We start from the raw sequence: 12,453 nt of genomic DNA on the forward strand, positions 1-12,453 counted from the left end.
GACCGCTCGAGCGACGCCGTCGTTGACAACCGCGACATGCACCGCCACAGAGACACGTTTACACGGGTCGACCGACAAGTGGTCACACCGAACTGAATCGGTCGCACCAATGAGTCCGCGAATCGACGGAACGGGGCGGCGCGTCGGGGGGCGTGACGGCGGTCGCCGCCCGATCCGACCGTCCGCCGCGCGCTGGAGGGAAGACCGCCGGTCGTGAGCGGTCGGACCGACTTCCTGCACGACGGGGGCGTGACGCCGTCGGTGAAGGCCACCCTGCGGGCGCTGGTCCACAGCAACGTCTTCATCTCGGCGTCGGCCTCGAGCGTCGTCGCCACCACGGCCGTCCTCGCGGCCCTGCCGCTCGAGCCGATTCCCTTCTTCATCGTCTTCTCGGTCACGATGTTCGTCTACGGCCTCAACCGCGTCACCGATCTGGAGGAGGACGAGCGCAGCGTTCCCGATCGGGCGGCGTTCACCCGGCGGTACGGCCGATTCTGGCTGGCGCTGGGGGTCGCCCTCTACCTGGCGGCCGTCGGAATCGCCGTCGCGCTGGACGTTCCGCGCGCGCAATACATGTGTTTGCCGCTCGCCGTCGCCGTCCTGTACTCGACGGCGGGGCTCAAGCGAGTCTTCCTCCTGAAGAACCTCCTCGTGGGCCTGGCGTGGGCGGCGATCCCGCTCGGGGTCGGCGTTTACTACGACGCGCTCCGGACGCCCGAGGTGCTCGGGGTGGCCGCCTACGTCGGCGCGATGATCACGATCGCCGCGGTGATCTTCGACATCAAGGACATCGAGGGCGACGCCGCCGAGGGGATCTCGACGGTTCCGGTCCGCTTCGGGCCTCGCTCGACTCGGATCGCCTCCCAGGTCGCGAACGTCGCCGTGGCCGCGTGCGTCGTCGGCGCCGTCGTCGGCGGGTTTCTCCCCCGGCGATTCCTCGTCCTCCTCGTCACGAACCTCTACGTCGGCCTGTACATCCCCGCGGCGCGGCCGGACCTCGGCCCGCTCTACTACGGGTTCGTCGTCGACGGGGAACACCTCGTCCTCGCCGTCGCCGCGCTTTCGATGGACGCGCTGGCGTGACGCCCAGTCGGAATCCGCAAGCGCAACGCGTTTTTCGACCACCCCGCGACACACCGTATGACAGAACGCACGGCCACGTTCGAGATCGACTCGAGGGGCGACGCCCGGTCGGCCTCGCGCGCGCTCGACGAACTCTACAATCGGTTTCGCGAGGAGGACTTCTCGAAGGATTCGGACGACGGAACCGACGAGATGCTCGAGGAGTTCGAGGCGCTTCGAGACGCCGTCGACGACGAGTCGGCCGGACAATTGATCGTCACGTACCGGTCGAGGGGCGACGGGTCGCCGCCTCCCTCGTCCTGACTCCGTTCACTCCCGGTCGGCGTCCCGCCAGTCGCACTCCTGGCACTTCCACCCGGTGACGAACTCCGTCACCGACGGCATGTAGCCGACCTCGAGGACGCTCTCGCCGCACTCGGGACACCGACGGTCTGCCTCCTCGATCGAGTCGGTCTCCATCACCGGCTCCCCCTCGATCAACCGCGCGAGCGAGTCCGCCGTGACCATCCGGCCCTGGACGACGCGATTTTCGGACACGTCCTCCACGTACACGTGCGACGGCAAAAGGACTTCGTGCACGCCGCGGGAGTGGTCAGGGTTGGGGTCGTGATCGGTGTCCGTATCGTGGTCGGGGTTGAGGTTGTGGTCGGGGTCGCGATTGACGACCGATCGGCTACCCGGCTCGAGCGCTCGACCGTACTCCTCGCCCTCGAACGCACGCCTTTTGCACGTCGCCACCGTCGTCCCGACCATGAGCACGCGCAGCAACGTCGCGCCCAGCACCCTCGAGGTCGACCTCGTCGAGGGCGGGATCGTCGTCCGCTACCTCGACGGGCGGGAGACGTTCTACCACGGCCCGCCGAACCCCGTCGAGGGGTCGATCAAAACGCCCCCGGGGAAGGAAGTCCACGTTCTGGTGACCGATCCCGACGGCGTCGAGGGCGTCATGACCTACGTCAACGACCGGAACACCCACGACGAGATCCTCGAGTCGACGGGCGTCGGCCGGGTGATGCTCGAGCGGACCGACGAGGAGGAACTATTCCCGGGGGTGACGGTGTCGACGGAAGCTTACTCGATCCGCGTCGAGGCCGACCCCTCGGCCGTCGACGGTCGAGTGTTCGTCTTCGCCGAGGACGAACTGAGCGAACACGCCTACGAACTGGTCGAGAAATCGAGCGACGGCGACGGCGGGGACGGCGATGGCGGGGACGACGACGGAGAACGAGGGGCGTCGGACGATACGACGGGGTCGAACGAGGGCGGGCAGCCCGCGGGGTGACGACGAGGTGCCCCTTCGAAAACCCTGGCGCGACCTCGATAGGGCGACGGTCGCCCGCGCACCCGACCGACCGGGCGCGTACGAACTCGGCGACGCGGACGGAACGGTGCTCGCCGTCGACTCCGGCGTCCTGCGCGACGAACTGAAGACGGCGCTCGCCTACGGCGACGCCGACCGGGTTCGGTGGACGGAGACGCACACGCTCGAGCGCGCCGACGAACTCGCCGACGAGCACCGCGAACGGCTCTGAGCGCGGCGGCGTCCGACGCCGCCGTTCGATCGAGCCGACGGCGGTCGGTTCCGCCCGCTCACTGGATGTACGTCGGCTCCTCGTCGTCGCAGTGCTCCTCGTGCTGGACGGCCTCCTCCTTCGTGTCGAACAGCATGCCGCAGGTTTCGCACTCGTACCAGGTGGCGTCGTCGCGCTGGGTCCGGGCGACCATGCGTGAGAGTTGGCCGTCCCGACGCAAAGTCGTTTCTCCGAATCCGACGGGTCGAGAGCGGTTACGTTACCACGCCGTGTCGCACTGTCGGCCGATACGTCGGGGAAACGCCTCCTCTCCGCGACCGCCTCGAGGTCGGTCCCGCGTCCGTCAGGGGAGGGACAATTCTCAAGTCGACCGGCGCGAAACGAACGGCCATGAGCGGGTCGGATTCCGAGGACGTCACGCTGACCGTCCGAGCGGCTGAGAAACGCGACGCCGGTCGGGGCGTCGCTCGCATCCCCGAGTTCGCGCGTCGTCAACTCGGCGTACTGAGCGGCGACACCGTGGTGATCGAGGGCGAAGCGACGACCGTCGCGAAGATGTGGCCGGCCGATCCGTCGACCCCCGAGAACGTGATCCAGATCGACGCGGACACGCGCGCGAACGCGGGCGTCCACGTCGGTGACGCCGTGACAGTGCGACCGACGGACAGCAACACGATCGCCGACGCGAACGCGGTGACGCTCGAGCCGCCGCCGTCGTTGTCGGGAAACGAGGCCCGTCTGGCCCAGCGGATCGCGACCCAGAAGCTTCGCAATCGGCCGATCCGGTCGGGCGAGCAGATCCGGATCGAGGGCGTCGCCGCCGAGCCGTTCACGGTCCGGGAGACGGATCCCGACGGCGACGTCCGGATCACGAGCACGACGTCGATCAGCGTCGTCGGCGCGGCGGCCTCCGCGACGTCGGGAGCGGGCGGTTCGTCGTCCGGTCGTTCCTCGAGCGGAGGTGGACGGCAGTCGGATCGGCGGAGCCGGGGTGGCGCCGGCGCGGACACCGATCCTCCCTCGAGCGGGGTCGGGGTCACCTACGAGGACATCGGCGGCCTCGACGAGGAACTCGAACTGGTCCGGGAGATGATCGAACTCCCGCTCTCCGAGCCGGAACTCTTCAAGCGCCTGGGGGTCGAGCCGCCGTCGGGCGTCCTGCTGTACGGTCCGCCGGGGACCGGGAAGACGCTGATCGCCCGCGCGGTCGCCAACGAGGTCGACGCCCACTTCGAGACGATCTCGGGGCCGGAGATCATGTCGAAGTACAAGGGCGAGTCGGAGGAGAAGCTCCGAGAGGTGTTCGAGACCGCGCGCGAGAAGGCGCCGACGATCGTCTTCTTCGACGAGATCGACTCGATCGCCGGCGCGCGCGACGGCGACGGCGACGCCGAGAACCGCATCGTCGGGCAACTGCTCACGCTGATGGACGGTCTCGACGGCCGCGGTGACGTGATCGTCATCGGGGCGACCAACCGCGTCGACGCGATCGATCCCGCGCTGCGCCGCGGCGGTCGCTTCGACCGCGAGATCCAGATCGGCGTTCCCGACGCGGAGGGCCGTAGGGAGATCCTCGAGGTCCACACCCGCGGGATGCCCCTCGCCGACGACGTCAACGTCGAGAAGATCGCCAAACGGACCCACGGCTTCGTCGGCGCCGACCTCGACTCGGTGACGAGCGAGGCCGCGATGGCGGCCATCCGCCAGCGTCCCACCGACCCCGAGGAGCGAGCGGAGTGGAACCGGAATCCCGAGGTGACGAAGGCCCACTTCGACGCGGCCCTCGCCTCGGTCGAACCCTCCGCGATGCGCGAGTACGTCGCCGAGTCGCCGAACACCGACTTCTCGGACGTCGGCGGCCTCGAGGACGCCAAGCAGGTCCTTCGGGAATCGGTCGAGTGGCCGCTGACGTACGACCGCCTCTTCGAGGAGACGAACACCGATCCGCCCTCCGGCGTCCTGCTCTACGGCCCGCCGGGGACCGGGAAGACCCTCCTCGCGCGGGCGCTCGCGGGCGAGACGGACGTGAACTTCGTCCGCGTCGACGGGCCGGAGATCGTCGACCGCTACGTCGGCGAATCGGAGAAGGCGATCCGGAAGGTGTTCGAGCGCGCCCGGCAGGCGGCCCCTTCGATCGTCTTCTTCGACGAGATCGACGCCATCGCCGGCGCGCGCGGGGAGACCCACGAGGTGACCGAGCGGGTCGTCTCCCAGTTGCTGACCGAACTCGACGGCATGCGGGAGAATCCGAACCTCGTCGTGCTCGCGGCGACCAACCGCAAGGAGTTCATCGACCCCGCGCTCCTCCGACCTGGACGGCTCGACACGCACGTCCTCGTTCCCGAACCGGACGTCGAGGCCCGCGAGAAGATCCTCGAGGTCCACGCCCGCGGCAAGCCCCTCGCCGACGACGTCGATATCCGGGAACTGGCCGAGGAACTCGAGGGCTACACCGGCGCCGACCTCGAGGCCCTCGTCCGCGACGCGTCGATGCGGGCGATCCGCGAGGTCGCCACGGAGTACGGTCCCGAGGAGGCGAACGCGAAGGCCGACGAGGTCGTCATCGAACGACGGCACGTCGACGCCGCCGTCGAAGCGATCGAGGAGGCGTGAGTGGGTCGGGCGCCCCCGAAGCCGACGCCGATTACTGTCCGTCCACGTCCTCGGGCACGTCGTACGTCTTCGGGTCCGGCGGCGGCGCGATCACTTCGCCGTCGCCCGGCTGTTCGGGAACGAAGGAGAACTGCCCCTTCCCGTCGGGGGAGTCGCCTTGCGTCCAGGGCATCCCCGGATCGCCGACGTCCTCGCGGCGGGTGGACATGAACGAGTAGTTGTACTCCTGGTTCTCCTGCTCCTGCGGGAAGCTCGCGGGCACCGGGACCGGATCGTCGAGCGCCTCGAGCGCCTCGAGCCACTGGTTCTGGTGCATCGTGTCCCTGGCGATCAGGTACGAGAGCATGTCCTTCATCCCGGGGTCGTCGGTGTGTTCGTAGAGGCGCGTCGCGAGCGTTCGCCCGGTCGCCTCGGCCATGACGTTCGCGAAGAGGTCGCCCGCGAGGTTCCCGGACGCGACGATGTAGTTGCCGGTGAACGGGGCGCCGTCGCTGTCGACGGGCATGGCCGACTGGCCGGCCGAGAGGATCTGCCTCGGAATCTGACCGGTGTACGCGGACGAGGGATCCGTCCCCTGCTGTTCGTCGCCGAGCTCCTCGGGGGCCTTTCGGAGGTTCTTCGTGACCGCGGTGGCGAGCATCTCGATGTGGCCGAGTTCCTCCGCGGCGGTCTGCATCAACAGGTCGCGGTACTCGGAGTACTCCTCCGGGACGGCCCACGCCTGGAACATGTACTGGAGCGCGACGCGCATCTCTCCCTCCTGGCCGCCGATGGCCTGCTGGAGGAGTTTCGCGAAGTGCGGGTCCGGTTCTTCGACGGTGACCTCGTACTGGAGTTCTGGTTCTTGAAAGAACATCGACGATTCGACACAATCTCCACTCGACTCCACCATAAACGTCGGGCCCTGCGCTCGCCAAACCCGCTCGTTGCGTGAACTCCCCTCGCTCCGGTAATTCGCCCCGTATCGACTGTCACCGTGGCGGACACGCTCGGAACGAATGCGTTGCGGAGACCGCAGGACAGATTCCACGCAGAGATGGCCGCTACCGGTCCAGCTAGAAGGGGCAACGCGGAGGGACGCCGCGGATCGAGCGGTTCGGAACGGAGTCGGTTCACGACGACGCGCTCGAGCCGTCCGCCGCCTCCGAGGCGTCGCCGGGTTCGTCCGCCGCGGCCCCCGTCTCGGCCTCGAACTCCGCCTCGAGGTCGAACTCCCCCGCGCCGACGCCGAACGGCAGATCCGCGGCGCGGGCTTCGAGGATCACCGTCTCGCCGGCGGTCGTCTTCGTTCCGGGTTCGACGGCCAGGTCCTCCGGGTCGACCTCGCTCGGGAAGAGAACGTCGACGCGACTCCCGAAGGCGATGTGGCCGATGCGCTGGCCCCGCTCGATTTCCTCGCCCTCCTCGACGTACGGGTGGATGCGGCGGGCGAACGCGCCCGCGATGAACGTCACCTCGGCGGTGGCCGTGGCCGTCTCGCCGTCGGCCTCGTAGGCGGGTTCCGGGTCGTCGGTCGGCTCGAGGCTGACGTGGACGCGCTCGTTGCGGTCCGAGTCCTTCGAGAAGGCGGGTTTGTACGCGCCTGGGACGTGCTCGACGTCGACGACGCGGGCATCGAAGGGGGCGCGGACCACGTGGACGTGCCAGACGTTCATGAAGACGCCGAGGCGGACGCGGTCGCCCTCGGTCCGAAGAACCGAGACGGTGCCGTCGGCCGGCGAGACGGCGCCCGTCGGCGGCGGGGTTCGATCGGGGTCGCGGAAGAACGCGAGGGTGGCGACGCCGAGCGCGAGCGAGACGGCGCTCGCCGTCACGCTGATGATGAGCGCGAACGGTGCGACGAGGAGCGGCGGGAGCGCGTACTTCCACGCGCCCGGGGCGAAATTCATACCTTCGTCCACGACACCGAGCCGTTTGGCCGTTACGGAGGCCCGGTCGGAACCCCATATACATTATTCGTTTCCGACGTACACGAAAACGCTTTTCGTGCTACTGGTCGACCGTTCAGGTAGCGTACCGGTACCATGCCACGAGATATCTTCCCCGAGTCGGAGTACGAGCGACGACTCGAGCGGACCAGGACGCGGATGGAGGAGGAAGGGTTCGACGCCATCGTCGTCTCCGACCCTGCGAACATGAACTACCTGACGGGCTACGACGGCTGGTCCTTTTACGTCCACCAGGCGGTGATCGTCACCGCAGAGCGGGACGAACCGGTCTGGGTGGGACGGAACATGGACGGCGGCGGCGCCCGGGCGACCGCCTGGCTCTCCGACGACAGCATCCGGACCTACAGCGACGACCACGTCCACTCGCCGGTCGACCTCCACCCGATGGACTTCTTCGCCGGCGTGCTCGAGGACCTCGACGTCGCCGACGGCCGGATCGGCCTCGAGATGGACGCCTACTACTTCACCGCGAAGTCGTACGTCCGCCTGCAGCGGGACCTCCCCGAGGCGGAGTTCGACGACGCCACCCTGCTCGTCAACTGGGTTCGGATCAAGAAGTCGGAGCGAGAACTCGAGTACATGGAGGAGGCGGCCCGAATCTCGGAGAAGGCGATGCGGGCCGGACTCGACGCCATCGGGGAGGGCGTCCCCGAGTACGAGGCCGCGGCCGCGATCTACGATGGCCTGATCACGGGCACCGACGAGTACGGCGGCGACTACCCCTCCATCGTCCCGCTGATGCCCTCGGGCGACCACACCGACACGCCCCACCTGACCTGGACCGACCGCCCGTTCGAGGACGGCGACCCCGTCATCATCGAACTCTCGGGCTGTCGCCACCGCTACCACTCCCCGCTGGCGCGCACCACGTTCGTCGGCGATCCGCCGGCCGAACTCGAGCGCGCGGCCGACGTCGTCGTCGAGGGGATCGAAGCCGCGCTCGACGTCGTCGAACCCGGCGTCACCTGCGAGTCGGTCGAGAAGGCCTGGCGGGAGACGATCGCGCAGTACGGGATCGAGAAGGAAGACCGCATCGGCTACTCGATGGGGCTGGGTTACCCGCCGGACTGGGGCGAGCACACCGCGAGCATCCGCCCCGGCGACGAGACCGTCATGGAGGAGGACATGACCTTCCACATGATCCCCGGCATCTGGACGGAGGAGATCGGCATGGAGATCAGCGAAACGTTCCGCGTCACGAGCACGGGGGCCGAGACGCTCGCGGACTTCCCGCGAAAACTGTTTACGTCCTGAATCGGCGATCGGGGGTCGGCGGTGAAATCGGTGCGGTCAAAACGACCTCGAGCGATCAGCGCGAATCCGGGACGGCGACGGCGTTCTCGAGTGCCCCGCCCTCCTCGAGCGCCCGGACGTTGTGCGCGACGATGTCGGCCAATCGGTCCCAGTGTTTCGGCGTGTGCCCGCCGGTGTGGGGCGTGATGAGGCAGTTCTCGAGGTCCCAGAGCGGGTGGTCGCTGGGCAGCGGTTCCGGGTCGGTGACGTCGAGCGCGGCGCCGCGGATGCCGTTGGACTGGAGTGCCGAGACGAGCGCGTCGGTGTCGACGATGGCGCCGCGGGCGGCGTTGACGATCACCGCGTTCGGCGGCAGCGTTGCCAGTTCCTCCTCGCCGACGAGGCCCCGGGTGAGGTCCGTGAGAGGGCAAGCGAGCACGACGTAGTCGCTCCGAGCGAACGCGTCGTGGACGTCGTCCTCGTCGAAGCCGAGCACTTCGTCGGTCGGACCGCCCTTCTCCGGCGTGTACCTGATGCCGATCGTCTCGACGTCGAAGCCCTCGAGTCGCTTCGCGACCTGACGCCCGATCGAGCCGAGGCCGACGATGGTCACCGTCGAGCCGGTGAACTCGCGGGACTGGAAGTGTCGCCACTCGTGGTTCGACTTGCGCCGGAACCCCTCGTGGAGGTTGCGCGCGAAGATCAGCATGTTTCCGATCGCCTGCTCCGCGATGCCCGGCGCGTGGATCCCACCGGCGTTCGTGACCGCCACCCCGCGATCGACCAGCGCGTCGACCGGGACGTGATCGGTTCCCGCGAACGTGCAGGCGAAGAGTTCGAGGCGCTCGGCGCTCGAGAGCAGGGCCTCGTCCACGGTGATCCCGGTGACGACGCGGGCGTCGGCGATCAGTTCGCGCTCCTCCTTCGGCGTCCGGGCGTGGACGACGGTGCGCTCCGGGAGACGCTTCCGGAGCGTCTCGGCGTACGATTCCATCGACAGTCCCTCCGTCCCCTCGCGGAGGACGAGGATATCCGTGTTCGCTCTCATAGCAGTGGGTACAGCGTCGGAGCGACGCGCGTTGGTGAACGATTGCCCCCGCGCACCTTATCCTTTTGTGTATCCAACGTAAACGTATATTGTGTATTATTAAGTCGCTGGACCGCGTCAGCACGTGACATGAGCGTTTCCGTTCGCGACCGCCTCGTCGAACTCCGGCGCGGTTTCCACCGCCACCCGGAGCCGGCGTGGCGAGAGTTTTACACCACCGCCCGCCTCGTCGAGGAACTCCGGGGGATCGGCGTCGACGACCTCGCCGTCGGCGCGGACGCCTACGATCCGGCTGACCGGATGGCCGTTCCGAACGACGAGGACCTCGAGCCGTGGATGGAACGCGCCAGAGAGCGCGGGACCGACGGGGAGATCCTCGAGCGCCTCGAGGGCGGGAATACCGGCGTCGTCGCCGTCCTCGAGCGCGGCGAGGGGCCGACGGTCGGCCTGCGCGTCGACATCGACGGCCTCTTCATCGAGGAGGCGGCCGACTCGAGCCACGAGCCGTTTGCGGAGGGCTTTCGTTCCGAGATCGATGGCACGATGCACGCCTGCGGCCACGACGCCCACATGACCTGGGGGCTCGCCACCCTCGAGGCGATCGCGGAGAGCGACTTCGCGGGGACGCTCGTCGTCTTCTTCCAGCCCGCCGAGGAGGTGAGCGGCGGGGGCTGCCCGATGGCGGAGAGCGAGTACGCCGCCGACCTCGACTACCTGTTCGCGATCCACGTCGGCCTCGACCACCCCACGGGCGAGGTCGTGGCCGGGATCGAAAAGCCGCTGGCGATGTGCCACATCGACGTCGAGATCGAGGGGGAGTCGGCCCACGCCGGAAAGGCGCCCAACGAGGGCGCCAATGCGATGCAGGCGCTGGGGACGCTGATTCAAAACGCCTACGCCATTCCGCGCCACGCCGACGGGATGACCCGCGTCAACGTCGGCAGGGCGGAGGCGGGTACCTCGAGCAACGTCATCGCCGAGCGCGCGCACGTCGAAGCCGAGGCGCGGGGCGAGACGACCGAACTCATGGAGTACGTGAAGTCGCGATTCCGGCGGGCGGCCCGCGGCGCGGCGGACATCCACGGCTGCACGGCCGACGTGGAGGTCGTCAGCGAGTCGCCGCGGGCGGACAGCGACCCGGAACTCGTCGACGTGATCGCCGAGGTCGCCGGGGGGGTCGACGGCGTCGAGCGGGTCGTCCCGACCGCCGACTTCGGCGCGAGCGAGGACGCGACGTTCCTGATGGAGCGCGTCCAGGAGGAGGGCGGCCTCGCGTCGTACCTGATCGTCGGTACCGACCACCCGACGAGCCACCACACGCGCACGTTCGACGTCGACGAGCGGAGCCTCGAGATCGGTCTCGGGGTGTTGACCGAATCGATCCTGGCCGTGGCGAACCGCCGGCCGCGACGGGAGTGATCGCACCGTGAGCGACGATCTCGTCACCCTCGAGGACGTCGAGGCGGCCCGCGACCGGATCGCCGACGTCGTCCACCGAACGCCCCTCGACACCTCGACGACCTTCGCCGAGCTGAGCGGCGCCGCGGCGGTCGGCCTCAAACTCGAGAACGTCCAGCGGACGGGGTCGTTCAAGATCCGTGGGGCGTACAACAAAATGGCCCAGCTCTCGGGCGAGGAGCGCGAACGGGGCGTCATCTCCTCGAGCGCGGGCAACCACGCGCAGGGGGTTGCCCTCGCGGGGGATCTCCTCGGGATCGACGCGACCATCGTCGTCCCGGAGGTGACCCCCGCGGCGAAGGTCGAAGCCACCCGCGGCTACGGCGCCGAGGTGATCGTCGAGGGGGACATCTACGAGCGCTCCTACGAGTACGCCCTCGAGCGAGCCGAGGAAACCGGCGAGACGTTCGTCCACCCGTTCGACGACGAGGCGATCGTCGCCGGTCAGGGGACGATCGGCCTCGAGTTGCTCGAGCAGTTCTCCGACCTCGACACGGTCCTCGTCTCGATCGGCGGCGGCGGGTTGATCTCGGGCATCGGCACGGTTCTGAAGGCCCACGAACCGGGGATCCGCGTCGTCGGCGTCCAGCCCGAGGGCGCCCTCCACGCCAAGCCCTCCCTCGAGCGGGACGAACTCCACGTCCTCGAGGACGTCGACACCGTCGCGGAGGGAATCGCCGACGCGCGGTTACTGGAAACGACCTTCCGCCACGTCCGCGAGCGCGTGGACGAGGTGGTCGGCGTGAGCGACCGCGAGATCGCGACGGCGGTCGCGCTCCTTGCGGAACGGGCGAAGACCGTGGCGGAGGGCGCCGGCGCCGCACCCGTCGCGGCGTTGCTCTCGGACGACCTGAACGTCGAAGGCGAGCGCGTCGGCGCCGTGATTTCCGGAGGGAACGTGAACCTGTCCGAACACGCCGAACTGACCAGGACGGGCCTGTTCGAACTCGGCCGGTACGTCGACGCGCGCCTCGCGCTCGAGGGGTGGCCCGCGACCCTGGAGGCCGTCGTCGAGACGGTGGAGGAAAAGGGCGCGGAACTCGATCGACTCGAGCGCGCGCGACGCGGCCCGAACGACCACCCGAATCGAATTCCCGTGACGGTGGGACTCGAGGGGAGCGGACCGGAGCACCTGCGCGACGTCCTCGAGGCGCTCTCCGAGCGCGACGGCATCGAGGTCGTCGAACGCGGTCTCGACCCCTGATCGATCGCGGGCACCTCCGGTCAGGTTATTTCCGTCGCTATCCGTTCACGAAGGTCGAACGGTCGGTCAACGTATTTGGTCCCTAACGTGCTATGCTATCACATGGCTACGTGCGAAACGTGCGGCGAAGATGTCTCCCGTCTCTGGGACTACCACGCCTACGAAGGGTCGATGACCCACCGGCAGGTCCGGCACGTCTGTGCCGACTGTCACCCGAACCTCGGGACGCACGAGGGTCCCCCCGAGGACGCTCAGGCGGAGGAGCGTGACGTTCACGCCAGGGAGGACGAATCGGCCTGAAACGCCGCTGCGGGTCGAACGGGTCGCGACCCC

Annotated in this window: 14 protein-coding genes; 9 read left to right on the forward strand and 5 right to left on the reverse strand. The window is 68.6% G+C overall.

The window, feature by feature from the left end:
- The first annotated feature begins 213 nt into the window (after nucleotides 1–213).
- Together RJT68_RS11335 and RJT68_RS11340 are read left to right on the forward strand one after the other, a co-directional pair.
- Complete coding sequence (locus RJT68_RS11335; RefSeq protein WP_407036668.1) at nucleotides 214–1,083, forward strand: UbiA family prenyltransferase; 870 nt, start codon at nucleotides 214–216, stop codon at nucleotides 1,081–1,083.
- A 57-nt stretch (nucleotides 1,084–1,140) separates the two neighbouring features.
- Entirely contained in the window at nucleotides 1,141–1,386 is a 246-nt protein-coding gene (locus RJT68_RS11340; protein WP_407036669.1) for a hypothetical protein, read from the forward strand.
- Between the two features lie 6 nt (nucleotides 1,387–1,392).
- Here RJT68_RS11340 and RJT68_RS11345 read toward each other — a convergent pair whose 3' ends face one another.
- Nucleotides 1,393–1,620, reverse strand: coding sequence for a DUF5795 family protein (locus RJT68_RS11345; protein WP_407040362.1), 228 nt, complete (start codon nucleotides 1,618–1,620; stop codon nucleotides 1,393–1,395).
- Nucleotides 1,621–1,834: 214 nt separating this feature from the next.
- Here RJT68_RS11345 and RJT68_RS11350 point away from each other — a divergent pair, with 214 nt between their 5' ends.
- Both RJT68_RS11350 and RJT68_RS11355 read left to right on the forward strand, forming a co-directional pair.
- Complete coding sequence (locus RJT68_RS11350; RefSeq protein WP_407036670.1) at nucleotides 1,835–2,365, forward strand: DUF5796 family protein; 531 nt, start codon at nucleotides 1,835–1,837, stop codon at nucleotides 2,363–2,365.
- A gap of 7 nt (nucleotides 2,366–2,372) precedes the next feature.
- Nucleotides 2,373–2,615, forward strand: a complete 243-nt coding sequence (locus RJT68_RS11355) for a DUF7508 domain-containing protein (RefSeq protein WP_407036671.1) — start codon at nucleotides 2,373–2,375, stop codon at nucleotides 2,613–2,615.
- Between the two features lie 58 nt (nucleotides 2,616–2,673).
- Here the strand turns inward: RJT68_RS11355 and RJT68_RS11360 are convergent, their stop codons facing one another.
- Nucleotides 2,674–2,808: a DUF7128 family protein gene (locus RJT68_RS11360; protein ID WP_407036672.1), complete on the reverse strand. Its 135-nt coding sequence runs from the start codon at nucleotides 2,806–2,808 to the stop codon at nucleotides 2,674–2,676.
- A 197-nt stretch (nucleotides 2,809–3,005) separates the two neighbouring features.
- On the opposite strand from RJT68_RS11360, the gene RJT68_RS11365 reads away from it, so the two are divergent.
- A complete protein-coding gene (locus RJT68_RS11365; protein ID WP_407036673.1) occupies nucleotides 3,006–5,228 on the forward strand; it encodes an AAA family ATPase in 2,223 nt (740 codons plus the stop codon).
- Nucleotides 5,229–5,259: 31 nt separating this feature from the next.
- Here the strand turns inward: RJT68_RS11365 and RJT68_RS11370 are convergent, their stop codons facing one another.
- Both RJT68_RS11370 and RJT68_RS11375 read right to left on the reverse strand, forming a co-directional pair.
- Nucleotides 5,260–6,084 carry a manganese catalase family protein gene (locus RJT68_RS11370; RefSeq protein WP_407036674.1) on the reverse strand — a complete coding sequence of 275 codons (825 nt, stop codon included), beginning with the start codon at nucleotides 6,082–6,084 and terminating at the stop codon, nucleotides 5,260–5,262.
- Between the two features lie 256 nt (nucleotides 6,085–6,340).
- The gene (locus tag RJT68_RS11375) at nucleotides 6,341–7,117 is read right to left on the reverse strand and encodes a protein sorting system archaetidylserine decarboxylase (RefSeq protein WP_407036675.1); all 777 of its coding nucleotides are present in this window, start codon (nucleotides 7,115–7,117) and stop codon (nucleotides 6,341–6,343) included.
- 135 nt (nucleotides 7,118–7,252) lie between these two features.
- Here RJT68_RS11375 and RJT68_RS11380 point away from each other — a divergent pair, with 135 nt between their 5' ends.
- On the forward strand, nucleotides 7,253–8,431 hold the full coding sequence (locus RJT68_RS11380) for a M24 family metallopeptidase (protein ID WP_407036676.1): 1,179 nt from the start codon (nucleotides 7,253–7,255) through the stop codon (nucleotides 8,429–8,431).
- A 55-nt stretch (nucleotides 8,432–8,486) separates the two neighbouring features.
- On the opposite strand, the gene RJT68_RS11385 is transcribed toward RJT68_RS11380, so the two are convergent.
- Complete coding sequence (locus tag RJT68_RS11385) at nucleotides 8,487–9,458, reverse strand: D-2-hydroxyacid dehydrogenase (RefSeq protein WP_407036677.1); 972 nt, start codon at nucleotides 9,456–9,458, stop codon at nucleotides 8,487–8,489.
- Between the two features lie 129 nt (nucleotides 9,459–9,587).
- Between RJT68_RS11385 and RJT68_RS11390 the strand changes: the two genes are divergently transcribed.
- The 3 genes from RJT68_RS11390 to RJT68_RS11400 all read left to right on the forward strand — a co-directional run bounded on the left by RJT68_RS11390 (nucleotide 9,588) and on the right by RJT68_RS11400 (nucleotide 12,420).
- On the forward strand, nucleotides 9,588–10,877 hold the full coding sequence (locus RJT68_RS11390) for an amidohydrolase (protein ID WP_407036678.1): 1,290 nt from the start codon (nucleotides 9,588–9,590) through the stop codon (nucleotides 10,875–10,877).
- Between the two features lie 7 nt (nucleotides 10,878–10,884).
- Entirely contained in the window at nucleotides 10,885–12,120 is a 1,236-nt protein-coding gene (gene ilvA / locus RJT68_RS11395) for a threonine ammonia-lyase (protein ID WP_407036679.1), read from the forward strand.
- A gap of 102 nt (nucleotides 12,121–12,222) precedes the next feature.
- Nucleotides 12,223–12,420 carry a hypothetical protein gene (locus RJT68_RS11400; protein ID WP_407036680.1) on the forward strand — a complete coding sequence of 66 codons (198 nt, stop codon included), beginning with the start codon at nucleotides 12,223–12,225 and terminating at the stop codon, nucleotides 12,418–12,420.
- Nucleotides 12,421–12,453 lie beyond the last annotated feature (33 nt).

The organism is Halovalidus salilacus, assembly GCF_031852275.1.
Lineage (GTDB): Archaea > Halobacteriota > Halobacteria > Halobacteriales > Natrialbaceae > Halovalidus > Halovalidus salilacus.

Coding starts and splice junctions, on each gene's coding strand:
- RJT68_RS11340 (WP_407036669.1), top strand. CDS start 1,141: ATGACAGAACGCACGGCCACGTTCGAGATCGACTCGAGGGGCGACGCC.
- RJT68_RS11350 (WP_407036670.1), top strand. CDS start 1,835: ATGAGCACGCGCAGCAACGTCGCGCCCAGCACCCTCGAGGTCGACCTC.
- RJT68_RS11360 (WP_407036672.1), bottom strand. CDS start 2,808: ATGGTCGCCCGGACCCAGCGCGACGACGCCACCTGGTACGAGTGCGAA.
- RJT68_RS11365 (WP_407036673.1), top strand. CDS start 3,006: ATGAGCGGGTCGGATTCCGAGGACGTCACGCTGACCGTCCGAGCGGCT.
- RJT68_RS11370 (WP_407036674.1), bottom strand. CDS start 6,084: ATGTTCTTTCAAGAACCAGAACTCCAGTACGAGGTCACCGTCGAAGAA.
- RJT68_RS11375 (WP_407036675.1), bottom strand. CDS start 7,117: ATGAATTTCGCCCCGGGCGCGTGGAAGTACGCGCTCCCGCCGCTCCTC.
- RJT68_RS11380 (WP_407036676.1), top strand. CDS start 7,253: ATGCCACGAGATATCTTCCCCGAGTCGGAGTACGAGCGACGACTCGAG.
- RJT68_RS11385 (WP_407036677.1), bottom strand. CDS start 9,458: ATGAGAGCGAACACGGATATCCTCGTCCTCCGCGAGGGGACGGAGGGA.
- RJT68_RS11390 (WP_407036678.1), top strand. CDS start 9,588: ATGAGCGTTTCCGTTCGCGACCGCCTCGTCGAACTCCGGCGCGGTTTC.
- RJT68_RS11400 (WP_407036680.1), top strand. CDS start 12,223: ATGGCTACGTGCGAAACGTGCGGCGAAGATGTCTCCCGTCTCTGGGAC.